Annotated in this window: 17 protein-coding genes; 11 read left to right on the forward strand and 6 right to left on the reverse strand. The window is 64.7% G+C overall.

Going from position 1 to position 15,909, the window contains the following annotated elements; genetic code table 11:
• The first annotated feature begins 174 nt into the window (after window positions 1–174).
• From O9320_11265 to greB, 7 genes are all read left to right on the forward strand, one after another.
• Window positions 175–816: a PAS domain-containing protein gene (locus O9320_11265; protein MCZ8311428.1), complete on the forward strand. Its 642-nt coding sequence runs from the start codon at window positions 175–177 to the stop codon at window positions 814–816.
• Between the two features lie 122 nt (window positions 817–938).
• On the forward strand, window positions 939–2,195 hold the full coding sequence (locus O9320_11270) for a DUF3419 family protein (protein ID MCZ8311429.1): 1,257 nt from the start codon (window positions 939–941) through the stop codon (window positions 2,193–2,195).
• The gene (locus O9320_11275; GenBank protein MCZ8311430.1) at window positions 2,195–2,842 is read left to right on the forward strand and encodes a class I SAM-dependent methyltransferase; all 648 of its coding nucleotides are present in this window, start codon (window positions 2,195–2,197) and stop codon (window positions 2,840–2,842) included. Before O9320_11270 ends, O9320_11275 begins: the two co-directional genes overlap by 1 nt.
• Before the next feature lie 100 nt (window positions 2,843–2,942).
• Complete coding sequence (zwf, locus tag O9320_11280; protein ID MCZ8311431.1) at window positions 2,943–4,403, forward strand: glucose-6-phosphate dehydrogenase; 1,461 nt, start codon at window positions 2,943–2,945, stop codon at window positions 4,401–4,403.
• Window positions 4,403–6,214 carry a phosphogluconate dehydratase gene (gene edd, locus O9320_11285; protein ID MCZ8311432.1) on the forward strand — a complete coding sequence of 604 codons (1,812 nt, stop codon included), beginning with the start codon at window positions 4,403–4,405 and terminating at the stop codon, window positions 6,212–6,214. The genes zwf and edd overlap by 1 nt, the downstream gene beginning before the upstream one ends.
• 2 nt (window positions 6,215–6,216) lie before the next feature.
• Window positions 6,217–7,050: an SIS domain-containing protein gene (locus O9320_11290; protein MCZ8311433.1), complete on the forward strand. Its 834-nt coding sequence runs from the start codon at window positions 6,217–6,219 to the stop codon at window positions 7,048–7,050.
• Window positions 7,047–7,604: a transcription elongation factor GreB gene (greB, locus tag O9320_11295; GenBank protein MCZ8311434.1), complete on the forward strand. Its 558-nt coding sequence runs from the start codon at window positions 7,047–7,049 to the stop codon at window positions 7,602–7,604. The genes O9320_11290 and greB overlap by 4 nt, the downstream gene beginning before the upstream one ends.
• Here greB and O9320_11300 read toward each other — a convergent pair.
• Window positions 7,601–8,617 carry a hypothetical protein gene (locus O9320_11300; GenBank protein ID MCZ8311435.1) on the reverse strand — a complete coding sequence of 339 codons (1,017 nt, stop codon included), beginning with the start codon at window positions 8,615–8,617 and terminating at the stop codon, window positions 7,601–7,603. The genes greB and O9320_11300 overlap by 4 nt on opposite strands.
• Before the next feature lie 195 nt (window positions 8,618–8,812).
• On the opposite strand from O9320_11300, the gene O9320_11305 reads away from it, so the two are divergent.
• A complete protein-coding gene (locus O9320_11305; GenBank protein ID MCZ8311436.1) occupies window positions 8,813–9,160 on the forward strand; it encodes a hypothetical protein in 348 nt (115 codons plus the stop codon).
• 3 nt (window positions 9,161–9,163) lie between these two features.
• Here the strand turns inward: O9320_11305 and O9320_11310 are convergent, their stop codons facing one another.
• Window positions 9,164–9,403: a hypothetical protein gene (locus O9320_11310; GenBank protein ID MCZ8311437.1), complete on the reverse strand. Its 240-nt coding sequence runs from the start codon at window positions 9,401–9,403 to the stop codon at window positions 9,164–9,166.
• 165 nt (window positions 9,404–9,568) lie between these two features.
• Here O9320_11310 and O9320_11315 point away from each other — a divergent pair, with 165 nt between their 5' ends.
• The 3 genes from O9320_11315 to O9320_11325 are packed head-to-tail and all read left to right on the forward strand — an operon-like array spanning window position 9,569 to window position 12,863.
• Window positions 9,569–10,027, forward strand: a complete 459-nt coding sequence (locus tag O9320_11315) for a pentapeptide repeat-containing protein (GenBank protein ID MCZ8311438.1) — start codon at window positions 9,569–9,571, stop codon at window positions 10,025–10,027.
• A gap of 23 nt (window positions 10,028–10,050) precedes the next feature.
• Entirely contained in the window at window positions 10,051–12,465 is a 2,415-nt protein-coding gene (locus tag O9320_11320; GenBank protein ID MCZ8311439.1) for an ATP-binding protein, read from the forward strand.
• Window positions 12,462–12,863: a response regulator gene (locus O9320_11325; protein MCZ8311440.1), complete on the forward strand. Its 402-nt coding sequence runs from the start codon at window positions 12,462–12,464 to the stop codon at window positions 12,861–12,863. The genes O9320_11320 and O9320_11325 overlap by 4 nt, the downstream gene beginning before the upstream one ends.
• Before the next feature lie 21 nt (window positions 12,864–12,884).
• Here O9320_11325 and O9320_11330 read toward each other — a convergent pair whose 3' ends face one another.
• The 4 genes from O9320_11330 to O9320_11345 form a co-directional block, all read right to left on the reverse strand.
• Window positions 12,885–13,148 carry a hypothetical protein gene (locus O9320_11330; protein ID MCZ8311441.1) on the reverse strand — a complete coding sequence of 88 codons (264 nt, stop codon included), beginning with the start codon at window positions 13,146–13,148 and terminating at the stop codon, window positions 12,885–12,887.
• 61 nt (window positions 13,149–13,209) lie between these two features.
• Window positions 13,210–14,433: an SH3 domain-containing protein gene (locus O9320_11335; protein ID MCZ8311442.1), complete on the reverse strand. Its 1,224-nt coding sequence runs from the start codon at window positions 14,431–14,433 to the stop codon at window positions 13,210–13,212.
• On the reverse strand, window positions 14,430–14,654 hold the full coding sequence (locus tag O9320_11340) for a hypothetical protein (protein ID MCZ8311443.1): 225 nt from the start codon (window positions 14,652–14,654) through the stop codon (window positions 14,430–14,432). The genes O9320_11335 and O9320_11340 overlap by 4 nt, the downstream gene beginning before the upstream one ends.
• The gene (locus O9320_11345) at window positions 14,617–15,906 is read right to left on the reverse strand and encodes an MFS transporter (GenBank protein MCZ8311444.1); all 1,290 of its coding nucleotides are present in this window, start codon (window positions 15,904–15,906) and stop codon (window positions 14,617–14,619) included. The genes O9320_11340 and O9320_11345 overlap by 38 nt, the downstream gene beginning before the upstream one ends.
• Window positions 15,907–15,909 lie beyond the last annotated feature (3 nt).

The raw sequence follows: 15,909 nt of genomic DNA on the forward strand, positions 1-15,909 counted from the left end.
TTTATCCTCATATTTCAAATTAATTTTGAATTTTAAAGTATTGAATATTATCAATAATATTGATTGATGTAGGGCTCAGTCGGTACTTCCTGGGGGCACTTTAACGCTCTCTTCACGCAACGCTGGTCATCTGCGCCGCCCCAACTCCACCGTCATCAGAACGGCGACCGCGCAATGCCAGAGTCTCTTCGTGTCGAGTTGTTCCAAAGTGCGACGCATGCGCTCGCACCCGAACGCATCGCGCGCCGACACAAATGGCGCGACGAGGTGGCGCGCCTCGAATTGGCGGATATATCGGCCGCATTCAAGAACGGCGGCGCCGCAACGCCCGAGCTCGTTTGGGGACCCGTCGCGAGCGACTGCGCCACATCGATCAACGGCTTTCTGATCGCGCACTGGTTCGATCTGGCGCCGGCAGAAGGCATTCCGCCGGTCACGGCGATCGACCCGTCGTTTTTCAAAGTCGCCCTTGGCTACGTGCATCTGCTCGAACCGATCGATGCAGGTGCTGATTTTCGCTATCGCGTCTTCGGCAGCCTGATTTCGTCCGTGTCCGGTTTCGACCTGACCGGCCACGAGATGACCGAATTCGACGCCAGCGACTATGTCGTCGATTTCGCCATCGCGGCATCGGGGGCGGTCATGGATCGCCGCCAGCCGCTGCTGACGCGGCGCGCGCCGCGCGGTGCGGCTCAAACCAACATGTGGGAACGGCTCGCATTGCCCTTTGCGGACAAAGAAGGGCGCATCCAGCGGCTTTTGATCGGCAATCTGCCGCTCAAGGCGGACGGCCAAGTGATCCGCCCGAATTTTTGAGCGGTCGCAACGGGATTTGCGTCGCAGAAGCGTCATCTTTCCACAATCGGCCTGTCATTTCGCATTCCTATCAAGGGAGGTCAGCCCCGCAACGAGTCGCAAAACAAGACAGGCGCTTCCCCATGTTGGCAGAACAACTCGAACATCGTCCGGCGACGCAGCGCAATATCGACCGGGCCGTGAAGCGCAGCCGCCTGCTCTCCAAAGAAGGGCTGCAGGAGCGCATGTTTGCGCGACTTTTTTCGGGTCTTGTCTACGCGCAGATTTGGGAAGATCCCGGCATCGATCTCGAGGCGCTGAACCTCGCACCGGGCGAAGATCTGATCGCCATCGCCTCGGGTGGCTGCAACGTTTTGAGCTACCTGACCGCCGACCCGGCCTCGGTCACGGCCGTCGATCTCAACGGCCATCACGTGGCCCTCAATCGGCTGAAAATCGCGGGTGCGCGGCACTTGCCGGACCATGCGGCATTCTTCCGCTTCTTCGGCGCCGCCGACAGTCGCGAGAACATGGCCGCCTACGATACGTATTTGCGCCCGCATCTCGACGAAGCCACGCGCCGCTATTGGGACCAGACCGATTGGCGCGGCCGTCGGCGCATCGCGCATTTCGCGGGCAACATCTACAAAAAGGGCCTGCTCGGGCGCTTCATCGGCGCGGGCCATCTGATCGCGCGCCTTTTCCGCAAGAATCCGCGCAAGATCCTGGCGGCGACGACGCTTGCCGAGCAGCGCGCAATCTTCGACGCCGAGATGCGGCCGATCTTCCGCTCGCGCCTCGTCTCGTTCCTTGCCGACAATCCTTCGTCGCTCTACGGCCTCGGCATTCCGCCCGCACAATACAAGTCGCTGCTGTCTTCGGCCCCTGCGGGCAAGGGCATGGCGGCCGTGCTCGAACAGCGGCTCGAACGGCTCGCCTGCGACTTTCCGATCCGCGAAAACTATTTCGCCTGGCAGGCTTTCGGGCGGCGCTATGCGGGCGACGCCGACAGCGCGGCCCCGCCTTATCTGGCGGCCGAGAATTTCGTGAAGGTTGCCGAACGCGCGCCGCGCGTCGATGTGCGGCACGCCAATCTGATCGACGTGCTCGAACAGGCCAAACCAGGCAGCTACGACGCCTACGTGCTGCTCGATGCGCAAGATTGGATGACGGACGCCGTGCTCGACCGCCTGTGGCGGGCGATCCTGCACAGCGCCAAGCCCGGTGCGCGCGTGATCTTCCGCACGGCTGCCGAAGAGTCGCTGCTGCCGGGGCGGCTCGACGGCGAAATTCTGAGCCGCTTCGAGTACGACGCGGCGCGCTGCAAGGAATGGACGCAGCGCGACCGCTCGGCGATCTATGGCGGTTTCCATCTCTATCGTCTGCGCGGCGTCGCCTGATGTCGCAAGCACTTTCCAGCCATGCGGCGGCGATGGATCGCATCTATCGCTGGCAGCGCGCGTTCTACGACGTCACGCGCAAGCACTATCTTTTGGGCCGCGACCGTCTGATCGCCGATCTCGATCCGCCGCCGGGCGCAAACGTGCTCGAGATCGGCTGCGGCACCGGGCGCAATCTCATTCTCGCCGCCCGGCGCTATCCGCAAGCGCGCTTCTACGGGATCGATATCAGCCGGGCGATGCTGGCAACGGCCAACGCGTCGGTGCGCCGAGCGGGTCTGCAGTCGCGCATCGTGTTGGCGCAAGGCGATGCCTCGGCGTTCGACGCGGCTTCCCTGTTTGGCGTGGCGAAGTTCGAGCGCGTCTTTTGCTCCTACACGCTGTCGATGATCCCGCCCTGGCAGGCGGCGTTGGGGCAGGCGGCGCGCATCGTGTCGCCGGGCGGCACGTTGTCGGTCGTCGATTTCGGACGCATGGAGAACCTGCCGCGCTGGTTCAAAATGTCGATGCGCGCGTGGCTTGCCAAATTCTCGGTGACGCCGCGCGCCTCGCTCGGCGATGCGATGGTCCATCTCGATGGTTTCGCGACCGCATCCCATGATCTTTATCGCGGCTATGCGCATTACGTCGTCGCGCGTGCGCGCTAATCGCCGGAATATGTAATTTTACTAGATTTTCTGTTTTGAAGAGAGATACACTCTCCAAAACATAGTAAAATTACTTTTCGAGCGGGGGCTTGGCGCGTCGATGGCACAGATCATTCCGGTTGCTCCGTTCGATTACGTTGTGTTCGGCGGTACGGGCGATCTTGCGACCCGCAAATTGCTGCCGGCCTTGTTCCATCGCGATTACGACGGCCAGATCCCGGCGGAGGCGCGCATCTTTGCGATCTCGCGCAAGGATTTCGACGCACCGGCCTATGTCGCGTTCGTGAAGTCGGCGCTCGGTTCCAGTTTGGACGGCGCCGACGCCGCGGCCGTGTGGCAGCGATTTGCAGCACGCCTGCACCATGTGACGCTCGATGCCCAGAGCGATACTGGCTGGGAGCGGTTGCAAGCGGCATTGGGGCCGCCGAACGGCCATGTGCGCGTGTTCTATCTGGCGACGTCGCCGCAATTTTACGGCCCGATCGCGCGCCGTTTGGGGCAAGCGGGGCTTGCGGGCGGCGATGCGCGCCTCGTCGTCGAAAAGCCGATTGGCAGCGATCTTGCGAGTGCGCGCCGCATCAACGACGACATCGGTGCCGTGTTCGCCGAGAGCCAGATTTACCGCATCGACCATTATCTCGGTAAAGAGGCGGTGCAGAATCTGATCGCGATGCGCTTTGCCAACTCGCTGTTCGAGCCCTTGTGGAACTCGCTGTGGATCGACCATGTGCAGATCACGGTCGCCGAAACGGTCGGGCTCGAGGGACGTGCGGGCTATTACGACACGGCCGGTGCGGTGCGCGACATGGTGCAGAACCATTTGCTGCAGCTCACTTGCCTTGTCGCGATGGAACCGCCGCAGACGCTGAGTGCGGACGCGGTGCGCGACGAGAAGCTCAAGATATTGCGTGCCCTCGATGCGCTCGGCGACGGTGCGGTTGTGCGCGGCCAGTACGGGGCAGGGGCCATCGCCGGCGCGGCCGTGCCGGGCTATGCACAAGAGCTCGCCACGGGTGCGCCGAGCCGCACCGAGACCTTCGTGGCGATGCGCCTTGGAATTGCCAATTGGCGCTGGGCGGGCGTGCCGTTCTATTTGCGCACCGGCAAGCGCATGGCGCGCAAGACGTCCGAGATCGTCGTGCAGTTCAAGCCTGTGCCGCATTCGATCTTCGGAGCAGGGGCGGGCTTGCTTGCCAACCGCCTGGTCGTGCGCCTGCAACCCGACGAGGGCATCACGCTGCGCCTGATGACCAAAGAGCCCGGCCCCGGCGGCTTGCGCTTGCGCTCGGTGCCGCTCGATCTGAGCTTCGCCGATACGTTCTCGACCCGCTTTCCCGAGGCCTATGAGCGGCTGCTGATGGATGTTGTGCGCGGCAATCCCACTCTGTTTATGCGTCGCGACGAGGTCGAGGCGGCGTGGTCGTGGATTGGCCCTGCGATCCTCGCCTGGGAGCGCGGCAGCGAGGCGCCGAAGAGCTATGTCGCGGGCGGCTGGGGTCCGGCGGCGGCGACCGCTTTGATCGAGCGCGACGGCCGAACCTGGCACGAGGAGCTCGCCTGATGGTCTATTCCGTCATCGCCGACATCACCGCCAAGATCGTCGCGCGCAGTGCCAAGAGCCGGGCGGCCTATTTGGCGCAGCTCGACAAACACGCGCAGCAGGGCCCGCGTCGTTTCGGTCTCGGCTGCGCCAATCTCGCACACGGCTTTGCCGCGTGCCCGAGCGACGACAAGGCGGCTCTCAAGGGCCAACCTGTGCCGAACATCGCGATCGTGTCGGCCTACAACGACATGCTCTCGGCCCACCAACCGCTCGAAACCTATCCGGCCGCGATCAAGGAGGCGGTACGCGCGGCCGGTGCCGTGGCGCAATTTGCGGGTGGTGTACCCGCGATGTGCGACGGGGTCACGCAAGGTGCGCCCGGCATGGAATTGTCGCTGTTCAGCCGCGACACGATCGCGCTTTCGACCGCGATCGCACTGTCGCACGACATGTTCGATGCCGTGCTGTGTCTCGGCGTGTGCGACAAGATCGTGCCGGGGCTTGTGATGGGGGCACTCAGCTACGGCCATCTGCCGTGCATCTTCATTCCCGCCGGTCCGATGACCTCGGGCCTCGGCAATTCCGAAAAGTCGCGCATTCGCCAGCTCTATGCCGAAGGCAAAGTCGATCGCGCGGCCCTGCTCGAAGCGGAATCGTCCGCCTATCATGGGCCGGGAACCTGCACCTTCTACGGCACTGCGAATTCGAACCAATTGCTGATGGAGGCCATGGGCCTGCATCTGCCCGGTGCGACCTTCCACAATCCGGGCACGCCGATGCGCGAGGCCTTCACGCGGGCCGCCGCCATGCGCGCGGTCGAACTTGCGAAGACCAAGACGCTGCCGATGGGCCGCATGATCGACGCGCGCTCGTTCGTGAACGCGATCGTGGCGTTGCTTGCGACCGGCGGATCGACGAACCACACGATCCATCTGATCGCGATGGCGCGCGTGGCCGGCATCCAGCTCAATTGGGACGATTTCGACGCAGCCTCGCAGATCGTGCCGCTTTTGACGCGCATCTACCCAAATGGCTCGGCCGACGTGAACCATTTCCAGGCGGCCGGCGGCATCGGATTCCTGATCCGCGAACTGCTTGCGGCCGGTCTTCTGCATGAAGACGTTGCGACCGTCGCAGGCCAAGGCTTGGGCGCCTACGCGACCGAAGCGCGGCTTGAGGCAGGCAATCTCGCTTGGGGGCCGTGTCCTGCCGCCAGTGCCGACGAAAAAGTGCTGCGCCCGGTCGCCCGGCCGTTCGACGCGCATGGCGGCCTCAAAACCCTGTCGGGCAATCTTGGGCGTGCGGTGGTCAAGGTCTCGGCCGTGGCACCCGCCCACCAGCGGATCGATGCGCCTGCGCGCGTGTTCGCAAGCCAGAAGGCGCTGCAGACGGCCTTCGACGCAGGCGAACTGGTTGGCGATTTCGTCGCGGTCGTGCGCTTCCAGGGCCCGCGCGCCAACGGCATGCCGGAATTGCACAAGCTCACGCCGGTCTTGGGCATTCTGCAGGATCGCGGCCAACGCGTAGCACTGCTCACCGACGGGCGCATGTCAGGCGCTTCGGGCAAGGTTCTGGCGGCGATTCATCTGTCGCCCGAAGCAATGGCGGGCGGCTTGATCGCGCGCATTTGCGACGGCGACAGGATCCGGATCGACACGCAAGCCGGCACGATCGATTTGGACGTGTCGCAGGAAATATTGGCGGCACGCGTGCCCGCCACGGCTGAGCCTGGCAGTGATGTGGGCTACGGGCGCGAATTGTTCGGCGGGTTTCGCCAACTCGTCGGATCGGCCGACCAAGGTGCGAGCATCGTCGCTCCATGCATGTGAGCGTGGTCGACGCACTGCGCGCGCATATGCGCACCTTGCCGCGCCAGGAGGCGGCCGTCGCGCGTGCGATCTTGGCCGACCCTGGTGCGAGCCTGCACATCGCGATCGCTTCTTTGGCGCGCAACGCCAATGTGAGCCAGCCGACCGTGCTGCGGCTGTGCCGTACGCTCGGCTATGCCGGGTTCCCCGAGTTCAAAGTAGCGCTGGCGCAAAGCCTCGTGCCGAGCGGCTATGCCTATGTAAGTGCGCATGTGGCTGCCGGCGACGATGCGGCCGCCTATGCGCCCAAAGTGCTCGACGCGACGATCGCGGCCTTGCGGCGGTCGCGCGACAATGTCGATACGAGTGCTGTCGCTGCCGTCGTCGCGTGTTTTGCGGCGAGCCGTCAGATTCTGGTGGCGGGGTTCGGCGGCTCGAGCGCGACGGCGGCCGACGCCGTGCATAAGCTCGGCCGTTTTCCGATCCCGTGCCGAGCGCTTGGCGACCCCATCCTGGCGTCGATGGCGATCGAAGCGGCGGGTGCTGGCGACGTGCTGTTCCTCTTGTCCAACAGCGGCAAGACGGTGGCGATGCTCGAACTGGCCGAGCAGGCGCGCGCGCGCAAGCTTGCGTGCGTCGCGTTGACGGCCCCGGGCTCGCCGCTCGCCGCGCGCGCCGACATTGCCATTCTGGCCGAACCGACCGAGGATACGGCGATGTTCACACCGATGGCCTCGCGCATCGTGCATTTGGGCTTGATCGACGTGCTCGCAACCGGGCTCGCACTGCATTTGGGCGCGGCGGGCCAGGATGCGCTTGCGCGCGTCAAAGGTGCGGTTGCACGCACGCGCGCATGAGCAAGGCCTTCACCCGCGAAGACAGCCCGGCCGTCGAGCCCGACGACGAAGCGGCCCTGCCGCCTTTGCCGCCGGGTACCCGCAACTACATCACGCCGGCCGGCTGGCAGCGCTTGCAGGACGAGCTGCGCCAACTGGGGCGCGTGGAACGGCCCAAAGTCGTCGAGACGGTTTCGTGGGCGGCCGGCAACGGCGACCGTTCGGAGAACGGCGACTACATCTACGGCAAGCGGCGCCTACGCGAGATTGATCGGCGCATGCGTTATTTGATGAAGCGGCTCGAGATCGCCGAGATCGTCGATCCGCAGGCGCAGAAAAACCGCACCCAGATCTTTTTCGGCGCGCGCGTGACATACGTGAACGCGCGCGACGAGACGCTGTGCGTGCGCATCGTCGGCATCGACGAGGCGCGCAGCGAGCACGCCGAGATCGCCTGGATATCGCCGGTCGCCCGCGCGCTTCTGCGCGCGCGCGTGGGCGACACGGTCGAACTGCGCACCCCGCAAGGCCAAGATACGCTCGAAGTCTTGAAGATCGAGTACCCCGACGCTTAGTGCGAGAGCGTCCATTCCTGGTTGGCGGGGAAGTTGCGCGCAACGAACCGGTACGTGAGGAGCAGCAGCGTCTCGAGGCGCTTCGAGCGTTTCTGCGCGTCTTCGTCGCGCCATTGCTCGACGAGACGGTCCCAGATCATCAGGCGCTGGTGCAGCTCGTCGCGGTTCTTGCGCACGAACGACACCATCTCGTCGGTCTTGCGCAAGACGTTCGCAATCTCGGCGCACTGGCCGTCGACATTTTCGAAACTCATATTGAACGCATCGACCGGTGCTTTCATAAGCAGGCGCACGCGGTAGATCTCTTCGGACAGCGTGCCGGAGTTTTTGTAGACCCGGGCCGACGAGGTGATGCGCTCGGCGATCTTGCCGACGAGCGTGTAGCGGTCGCGCAAGCCTTCGATGTACGACAATTCGCGCGCAAGGCGGTCCATGACGCCTTGCAGATGCTTGCGCTCGCCGAGGGCCCCGAAACGCTCGGCCATGATGTCGAAGGCCGCGTCGCGGCGGGCGACGAATTTGGGGTCGCGCTCGAGTAGGGTGGCACCGGCTTTGCCGGCATCCTGCGGCGGCGGCATTTTGTCGATCGTCACGAGCGACGCCAACATCATGCCGCGTGCCCGGTCGAGATGTTCGGGCCCCACCGACCACGAGGCCGAACCGTCCAGAATTTCGGCCGGGATCGAATCCCCGGGCCGGATTTCGCGAACATGGCTAAGGCCGTTGATCGCCAGATTGAGCAGCTTGATGTCGTCGGCTGACAGATCCTTGAACATCTTCATCAGCGGTCCGAGCGGCAGGAACGCACGCACCTCGCCGAGCGGCAAGGACAGGCCCGGATCGTCGGTGTTCGGGTCTTTGCCGAGGAAGCAGTCGGGGATCGCAAAGAGCTTGTGGTCGAAGATGAAATGCGTGCTTTTGGACGCTTCGAGCGGCGGCGGAATGTCCTTGGGCAGCTCGGGCGGATCGCCGAGCTTCAAAGGATCCGGGGCATCTGGCGTCGTATCGGTCATCGGGTGGGGTGAGCGTGCTTTCGCCGCAACAAGGGAAAATCAAGACAGACGGAAATACTTTAACGATTGCTGGGCTTTAGACAAGTCACACAAAAAGGCAGCAAAAGATCGCTGTTTATCCACAGATTCTTTAACGTATCGATAACCGGCGGCGCCCAAACTAGTCTCGAGATGGCACATGAACGGGGGGCCGCAATGCCGCAGCGTTTAGACATTCTGCATCTGCTGCCGAGCGAGCAGCCCTTTGCGATGCTGGCGCGTGCGGTTCGCGACGTGCTGGTCGAGGACACCCCTGATGTCTACGACCAGCTGCGCCAGGCGCGCCGGGCAGACATGGAAAAGCTTGTTGGTGTCGCTGCAGCGCATTTCCGCCTTATCGCTGCGGACCAGCGCACGGCGATCGCGGATCGCCTGGAGTTGTTGGCCCGCGCGCAGTCGGTGGCGAACCTTGCCGACAACCCCGCCCGCGCGGTCAACGACGACGCGCCGTTCCCGCCGCCGGAGCTGCAAGCTTTGCTGATGGATCGAACGGCTGCGGAGTAGGGCTTAGCGGGCCTTGGTAGCGGCTGCAATATTCTGCTGCGAGCGCAGCTGGTCTTCGGCGAGCCAGCGCGCCATATCGGCAATTTCCTGACGCTGCGGGCGGGTAAGTGCTTCGAAGGCGGCCTTCGCGATCAGCCAATCGAGGCCATCGTCTGTGCGCATGGCCTTCTCGACGTCGCGGACAACGGCATTGTCCGGGCCAAGTACCGATGCCATTGCGCGTAAGACGATCTCGTTTTGCATACCTACCCGCGTTCCAGAAGACTACATTCTATGCCCTGGGCAGTCCGATTCGGTCAACAGACGACATGGATTTTTTCGTTTCACTGTTGCAAAATGCGAACCGATCGGAGTGCTTACAACTTGCGACTCGCCCGGTGATCCGCGCGCTAAAGAGAGCCATCGACGATGAAATGGATGCTTCGTTCGCTTCTGGGCCTGCTGGCTTTGGCAACGTTTCTTGCCGTTTGGCCGCAAGCGCAGGCCCAAACCGCATGCCGTTTGCAGCGCGACGCCAAATGCGCTGGTGCCGACCTTGAAGGGCGTGATTTGCGCGGGATCAATCTGCGCGGCGCCGATCTCAAGGGGGCGAAGCTGCGCGGCGCCAATCTTGCCGGTGCCGATCTTGGCGGTGCCGATCTGTCGGACGCCGATCTGCGCTTTGCCAATCTCGGCGGTGCGGCGTTGTTCTCGACAAAGATGGTTAATGCGGACCTTACCGGTGCGGGCTTGCGCTACGCAGACCTGCGCAGCGACACCGACATTTCGGGTGCCGTGATGCCGGACGGCAAACGCTGCCAAACGCCTTCGATCGGCGACTGCAAGAATCCCGCTCCGGTTCCGCCCGGCCGCCAGCCGCTGCGCTAGTCGGCATCTCCACGAAAGCCGCGATGGACGATCCCACGCCGAAGGAAAAGCCGGAAACCACGATCGCGCGCCTGACCCGCGAATTGGCGCGCGAACGCGCTTTGCTGCGCGCTGTGCTCGACAACATGGACGAGGGCGTGGTCGTTTCGGACGCAGGCTTCCGCGTCATCGCCTACAACCAGCGCTTCGTCGAATATTACGCGGTGCCAAAAACGGTCACGCAAGCCGCTGATCCGCAGGGCGAGATGACGCGCTTTCTGGTGGCGCGCGGGGCCCTCGACGTTCAGGCGGCGTTCCGTACGTGGCGCTCGGGCCTTCAGAGCCCGAGCTTCGAGGTGACGCGACCCGACGGCCGCGTGCTCGAAGTGCACTCGAACCCGCTGCCTGAAGGCGGCTTCGTTTCGACCTACATGGACGTGACCGACCGCAAGCGCGTGCAGGCCGAGCTCGTGTCGATGCGCCACGTGGCCGAGGCCGCCAATGAAGCCAAGTCGCGCTTTCTGGCCGCGATGAGCCACGAGATCCGCACGCCGATGAACGGCGTCATCGCAATGCTCGAGCTCATGTCCGATACCGGGCTCGACCCCGAGCAGAACTCGATGCTCGACGTCGTGCGCGACAGCGCTTCCTCGCTGCTCACGATCATCGACGACATTCTCGACTTCTCCAAGATTGAGGCAGGCCGCCTCGATCTCGAGCGCATCGACCTGTCGCTGCGAGCGATCGTCGAGAGCGTGGTCGAAACGCTGGCACCGCAAGCGCGGCGCAAGGCGCTGAGCCTTGCCTGTTTCGTCGATCCGAATCTGCCAACCGTCATCAAAGGCGATCCGGTACGGCTGCGGCAGATCCTGTTCAATCTGATCGGCAACGCGATCAAATTCACCGAAAACGGCCATGTGGTGGTGGAGGCGGGGCCGGTCGCGGCGGGCGCCGGATCCGAACCAGGGGCACGGCCGCGTCTGCGCGTGGCCGTGCGCGATACCGGCATCGGCATGGACGAGACCGCGCTCAAGCGCCTGTTTAAACCCTTCAGCCAGGCTGACAGCTCGACCAATCGGCGCTACGGCGGCACGGGGCTCGGCCTGTCGATCTGCAAGCATCTTGTCGATCTGATGGGCGGGCGCATCGCCGTTGCGAGTGCGCCGGCCCAAGGTTCGGAATTCGCGTTCGAAATCGATCTCGAGTCCGGCGAGGCGAGCCCGATGGCGGCGGCGGCACCGATGCTCGCAGGTTTGCGCGTGGCGTTGGTGGCAACCCCCTCGGTCGCGCGCGACTTTGCCGAACGCTATCTGCGCGCTGCCGATGCCGAGATCGTGATTGCCGAAGAGGCGCATGCCGCCCTCGATCTGCTCGAGCAGGCGGCCGATGCCGGGCGGCCGTTCGATGCGGCACTCGTGGCGTACGCGCTGCCCGGAATCGATGGGCTCGTGCTCGGCGAGACCATTCGCGGCACGCCCGTGCTCTACGGCACGCGGTTGGTTCTCGCCAGCGACGCCGATATTGCGGATTTGCGCAAGAAAGCCCTCGACCGCGGTTTCGATGCTTATCTGCTCAGTCCCGTGCGGCGCGACACGCTCGTGCGCGCAGTGTCGGGTGAAATTCTGGCGCCGAAAAAACGCGTTGCGGCCGCGGCCGTACGCCCGGCCAACCGCTATTGCATCCTGGTCGCCGAAGACAACGCCACCAATCGCGCCGTCCTGTCGCGCCAGCTCGCCAAGCTCGGCTATTCGAGCGACAGCGCCGTCGACGGCAGCCTCGCTTTTGCGCGCTGGCAGCAGGGCGGCATCGACGCGATCGTGACTGACTGCCACATGCCGGTTTGCGACGGGTTCGAGTTTGCGCGAATGGTTCGTAGCCACGAGCAGCGCAACGGCATGGCGCGCACGCCGATCCTGGCGCTGACCGCCAATGCGCTCGCGGGCGAGGCGGCGCGCTCGCTTGCGGCCGGCATGGACGATTTCATTTCCAAGCCCGTGACGCTGTCCGCCCTTGACGGTGCGTTGGCGCGCGCACTCGGCCGCACTGAGGTCCAAACCGTCGACGACGAGACGCCGCCGCCGGCCGTCGGCGGTGCGGTCGATGCGACGGCGCTGGCATTGCTCTACGAAGACGCGGCCGCCGACCGCGACCAGGTCGTCGCCTTGTTCGCCGAAGGCGGGCGCCAGATGATCGCGGCCTTGCGCGCGGCCGTCGACCAAGGCGATGCGAGCGAGGCGGCGCAAGCCGCTCACGCATTGACCGGTGCCGCACGCTCGATCGGCACGATCGGCGTGGGCGCTATCGCGCGGCGGATCGAGGCGGCGGCCTTGCGCGCCGACATGGCGAGTGTGGCGGCCGAGCTTGCCGGTCTCGAGCCCGGCTTCGAGAATGCCTGCGAGCAGCTGCGCGCGGCATTGGCGGCAGCAACCCCTGTCGGTGCGGAGCCGCAGCGCGCATGAGCAACGAACGCTACGCCAAACTTGGCGCCATGGTGATCGACGACCAGGCCGTCGTGCGCGCGATGATGGGCCGAATGCTGACGCAGCTCGGCTTCGGCTTCGTCGCCGAAGCGCGCGACGGCGCGCAAGCGATGGCCGATATCGAAGCGGCCGAGCGGTTGCCCAGCGTCATTCTGTGCGACATCGGCATGAAGCCGATGGACGGCATGTCGTTCCTGGCGGCATTGCGCGAGCGGCCTGAGATCCATATCGCGCGGATCCCCGTGATCCTGCTGACGGCAACGGCAACCGGCGAACTCGCCGAACGCGCGCGCGCCTTGCGCGCCAACGGTTACATCGTGAAGCCGGTGACGCCGGACGTGCTGGCACTCCGCGTCGAACGCGCGATGGCACGCTGATCGGGATTTTGACCCGCGGCTCTACGCTTCGACGTCGAGGATGTGGGCACCAGGACGGAAATGGGCCTTGGCGTCGAGCGTGTTGGTCTCTTCGTCGAGACTGTCGTCAGTTTCGGTCGATCGACGTGAAACGCGGGAATTTGTGGTCGCCGCACTGGGCTTGATCGCCTTGGCGGTTTGCGCACCTTGAATCGCCGCAGCAAATGCGCCGGGTGCGGGCGGCGGTTGCGTGTGATGGCCGGTCACAGACGCCGGCACAATCGGCAGGACGGGGACAATCGGCATTCATACAGTCTATTGCAATTTGCGAGGATTGTCCGGAAACGCCCACAACAGATTGAATTCGTTATCTTCCGACGGCGATCTCGAATTCCAGAACCGCCGGTGGACCGGCAGTGAACTGCGCTTCGATGCGCACGCGTCGTCCCTCGCGTTCGACGGGGACCACGGCCGTAAAGCTGCCGTCGCGGTTGGAAACGGTTTGCGCATCGGCAATGCGCACCTCGCGCAACGTGCCGTCGCCGCGCACGCGCCCGACGAGGCTGATGAAGCCCGGCTCGGCAACAGTCATGCGTCGCCCGATGCGTCCCGTGTCCCAACTCGGGAAACTTACGGAAATTTCGCGTGCCGCACGCGCGGCAGCGGCCGTAGCGGACGTCTGCGCGATCGGGCCGATCTCGCCGTTTGCAACATAGCCGACCGTTCCTTGCGCGGTCGCAACCAAGCTCCAGCCGCCGCGTGCGGCGTCGCCGAGTTTGGCGAGCGGTTGGCCTGTTTGCAGAGCTGCGATTTGCGGAGCGGCTGCATCCGGCGCACTGCGAAGGCGGGCGACCCCGCGCGTCTGCAGGTCGAGGCCAAGGCCGCGCATGGCGATCTGGCCGCCCAAAGCAGCGCTCGGCGCCGGGCTTGCGGCGGGGGCGGCACGGTTCGGGGCGCGTGCCGCAAGTTCGCCTTCGACGCGGCGGATGCGCTCGATCAGCACGATGTTTTCGAGCCGCAGTTTTTCGATCTCGGGGATCGCGTAGGGCCCGTCGATTTCGTCGAGGCGCGCGCGTGCCGCGACCAATGCCTCGCGCAGGGCTGCGACCGACGGCGGCGGGCGTCCCTCAAGCGACAGCGTAAAGCCTTCGAAGGCGAGCGTACCGGCAAGCTGGCCGTTGGCGATGCGCACTTCGAGGCGCACGCGTGTGTTCGGATTGTCGGGTGCAAGCGTCTCGGCCGTCAACGCTTCGCCGGCAACCGCGACGTTGCGGAACAAGAGATCGCGCGGGCGGATTTGGATCGAAAGCGAGTTGTCCGCCTCGCGCCTTATGTCCCAGACGGCGCGCGGATTGCCGATTTGCGCGCGCGCGGCCGCACCGAAAATCGGGATGGCGGCAAGCCCGGTGCTGACCGGCGGCCCGGTTTCCGCCACCAGCCAAAAGCCGGTCGGATCCTCCAGGATCGCACGCACATCCTGGGCACGCGTTGTTTGTGCGTTGCCGACGAGCGCGAGCGTCGCAAGTACGAGCCCTGCGAGTGCATAGCCGACCCGCTTTGCCCGGGCGCGAAGCCGCAGCGCCAGGCTCATTCGCCCGTTATTTCGCGGCAGGCCAGGATTACAAAGCCCTGGTCTTGGGGATAGCGCGCGCGGATGCGCATCATCGCTTCCTTTTCGTTCGCGGCGGCAATCTCGATAAAATGCTGGTTCTGCCACTCATCTTTGTAGTGCTTGTGCTGTTCGCCGCGCGATACGGCGGCGCGCACATGCTCGTTATAGACTGCGATCTCGAATTTCGGACGTTTGAACATGGTTTTCGCTGTCTCCGGCCGGGGCGCTCGCAGGCGCCAGTACGGACTTGGTTCTGGCTAGCATAAACCAGAGCAGCGATGCAATTTGCAAGGCGATGGCGACCGCAAGCGCCGTGCCATGGCCCAGGACCGGGTCTTGGGCGAAGGCGGCGAGCACGCCGCCGATGCCGGCTTGGGCTGCGAACGCCATGCCGAAGACAAAAAGATTCAGCGTCGCGTTGACCCGGCCCGAGAGCGCGGCGGCGAAGCTCTGCGTCAAAACCGCGTAGCCGAGAATCGTACCGCAACCCAGGAACCCGAACCCGGCCCACAAGGCGTGCGCGTATCCGGGCGGATTGGCGAGCAGCAGCAGTTGCACGGCGACAAACAGCGCGCAATAGAAGCCGAATGTGCGCACTGGCGGAATGCCGCGCTGGCGCAACCAATCGGCAAGGGCGCCCAGCATCGGATAGCCGAACGCCATCGCCCCCGTGACGAGCGCCATGCCGATGCCGACGTCGCCGCGGTTCATGCCGGACATTTCGCGCATGTGCGGCCCGGCCCACAATGTCTGGTAAGCCAAGAAAACCGCGTGCGTTGCGACCGTCAGTGGCGCAAAGCGCCAAAAGGCCGCACTGCCGAGAATGCGCCCGACATCGGCCAATTCGCTTGCCGCCGTCTCGCTGCCGCCGCGGCGCGGGGAGTCGGGGCTGAAAAACCAAATCGCAGCGGCCGTGACGACCGTCAATACGCCCATGCCGTAGATGACAAAGCGCCAATCGACGATTCCGAGCAGCCAATCGACCGGCAGTGTGGCACTTGCGGCCCCGAGGCCGCCGAAGCCGAGTAGCAGACCGTTGGCAAGCGGCAGTCGCTCGATCGGCCAGTAGAGCGTGTTGGCCTTGAATGCAGCCATGAGGCTGGCCGACACACCGAGCCCGATCAACGCGCGCCCGACCGCAAGTCCCATGATCGTGTCGGCCGACGCGAAGATGCAGGCCCCCGCAACTGCAAAAAGAAGCAGAAACGCGTGCGTGCGCCGCGGTCCCCAGCGGTCGAGGGCGATGCCGAGCGGCACTTGGGCCAGCGCAAAGGTCGCGAAATAGGCGGACGTGATCGTGCCGAAAGCGGCCGGCTGCAGTCCCAATTCGGCCGAAAGATCGGGGCCGATCGCTGCATTGACCGTGCGGAACGAATAGGACAGGAAATAGCCGGCGGCAAAAGGCAGAAAGCAGCGCGCGACGCGCGCGCCGAAGCCGCTTGGAACTGCCATTGT

This window comes from Magnetospirillum sp. (assembly GCA_027532905.1).
In the GTDB taxonomy this organism is placed as follows: domain Bacteria; phylum Pseudomonadota; class Alphaproteobacteria; order CACIAM-22H2; family CACIAM-22H2; genus Tagaea.

Excerpts from the sequence above, each read along its gene's own strand:
- O9320_11310 (MCZ8311437.1), bottom strand. The coding sequence starts at position 9,403 with ATGCAAAACGAGATCGTCTTACGCGCAATGGCATCGGTACTTGGCCCG.
- O9320_11265 (MCZ8311428.1), top strand. The coding sequence starts at position 175 with ATGCCAGAGTCTCTTCGTGTCGAGTTGTTCCAAAGTGCGACGCATGCG.
- O9320_11345 (MCZ8311444.1), bottom strand. The coding sequence starts at position 15,906 with ATGGCAGTTCCAAGCGGCTTCGGCGCGCGCGTCGCGCGCTGCTTTCTG.
- O9320_11305 (MCZ8311436.1), top strand. The coding sequence starts at position 8,813 with ATGCCGCAGCGTTTAGACATTCTGCATCTGCTGCCGAGCGAGCAGCCC.
- edd (MCZ8311432.1), top strand. The coding sequence starts at position 4,403 with ATGGTCTATTCCGTCATCGCCGACATCACCGCCAAGATCGTCGCGCGC.
- O9320_11270 (MCZ8311429.1), top strand. The coding sequence starts at position 939 with ATGTTGGCAGAACAACTCGAACATCGTCCGGCGACGCAGCGCAATATC.
- O9320_11320 (MCZ8311439.1), top strand. The coding sequence starts at position 10,051 with ATGGACGATCCCACGCCGAAGGAAAAGCCGGAAACCACGATCGCGCGC.
- greB (MCZ8311434.1), top strand. The coding sequence starts at position 7,047 with ATGAGCAAGGCCTTCACCCGCGAAGACAGCCCGGCCGTCGAGCCCGAC.
- O9320_11335 (MCZ8311442.1), bottom strand. The coding sequence starts at position 14,433 with ATGAGCCTGGCGCTGCGGCTTCGCGCCCGGGCAAAGCGGGTCGGCTAT.
- zwf (MCZ8311431.1), top strand. The coding sequence starts at position 2,943 with ATGGCACAGATCATTCCGGTTGCTCCGTTCGATTACGTTGTGTTCGGC.
- O9320_11325 (MCZ8311440.1), top strand. The coding sequence starts at position 12,462 with ATGAGCAACGAACGCTACGCCAAACTTGGCGCCATGGTGATCGACGAC.
- O9320_11300 (MCZ8311435.1), bottom strand. The coding sequence starts at position 8,617 with ATGACCGATACGACGCCAGATGCCCCGGATCCTTTGAAGCTCGGCGAT.
- O9320_11315 (MCZ8311438.1), top strand. The coding sequence starts at position 9,569 with ATGAAATGGATGCTTCGTTCGCTTCTGGGCCTGCTGGCTTTGGCAACG.
- O9320_11340 (MCZ8311443.1), bottom strand. The coding sequence starts at position 14,654 with ATGTTCAAACGTCCGAAATTCGAGATCGCAGTCTATAACGAGCATGTG.
- O9320_11275 (MCZ8311430.1), top strand. The coding sequence starts at position 2,195 with ATGTCGCAAGCACTTTCCAGCCATGCGGCGGCGATGGATCGCATCTAT.
- O9320_11330 (MCZ8311441.1), bottom strand. The coding sequence starts at position 13,148 with ATGCCGATTGTCCCCGTCCTGCCGATTGTGCCGGCGTCTGTGACCGGC.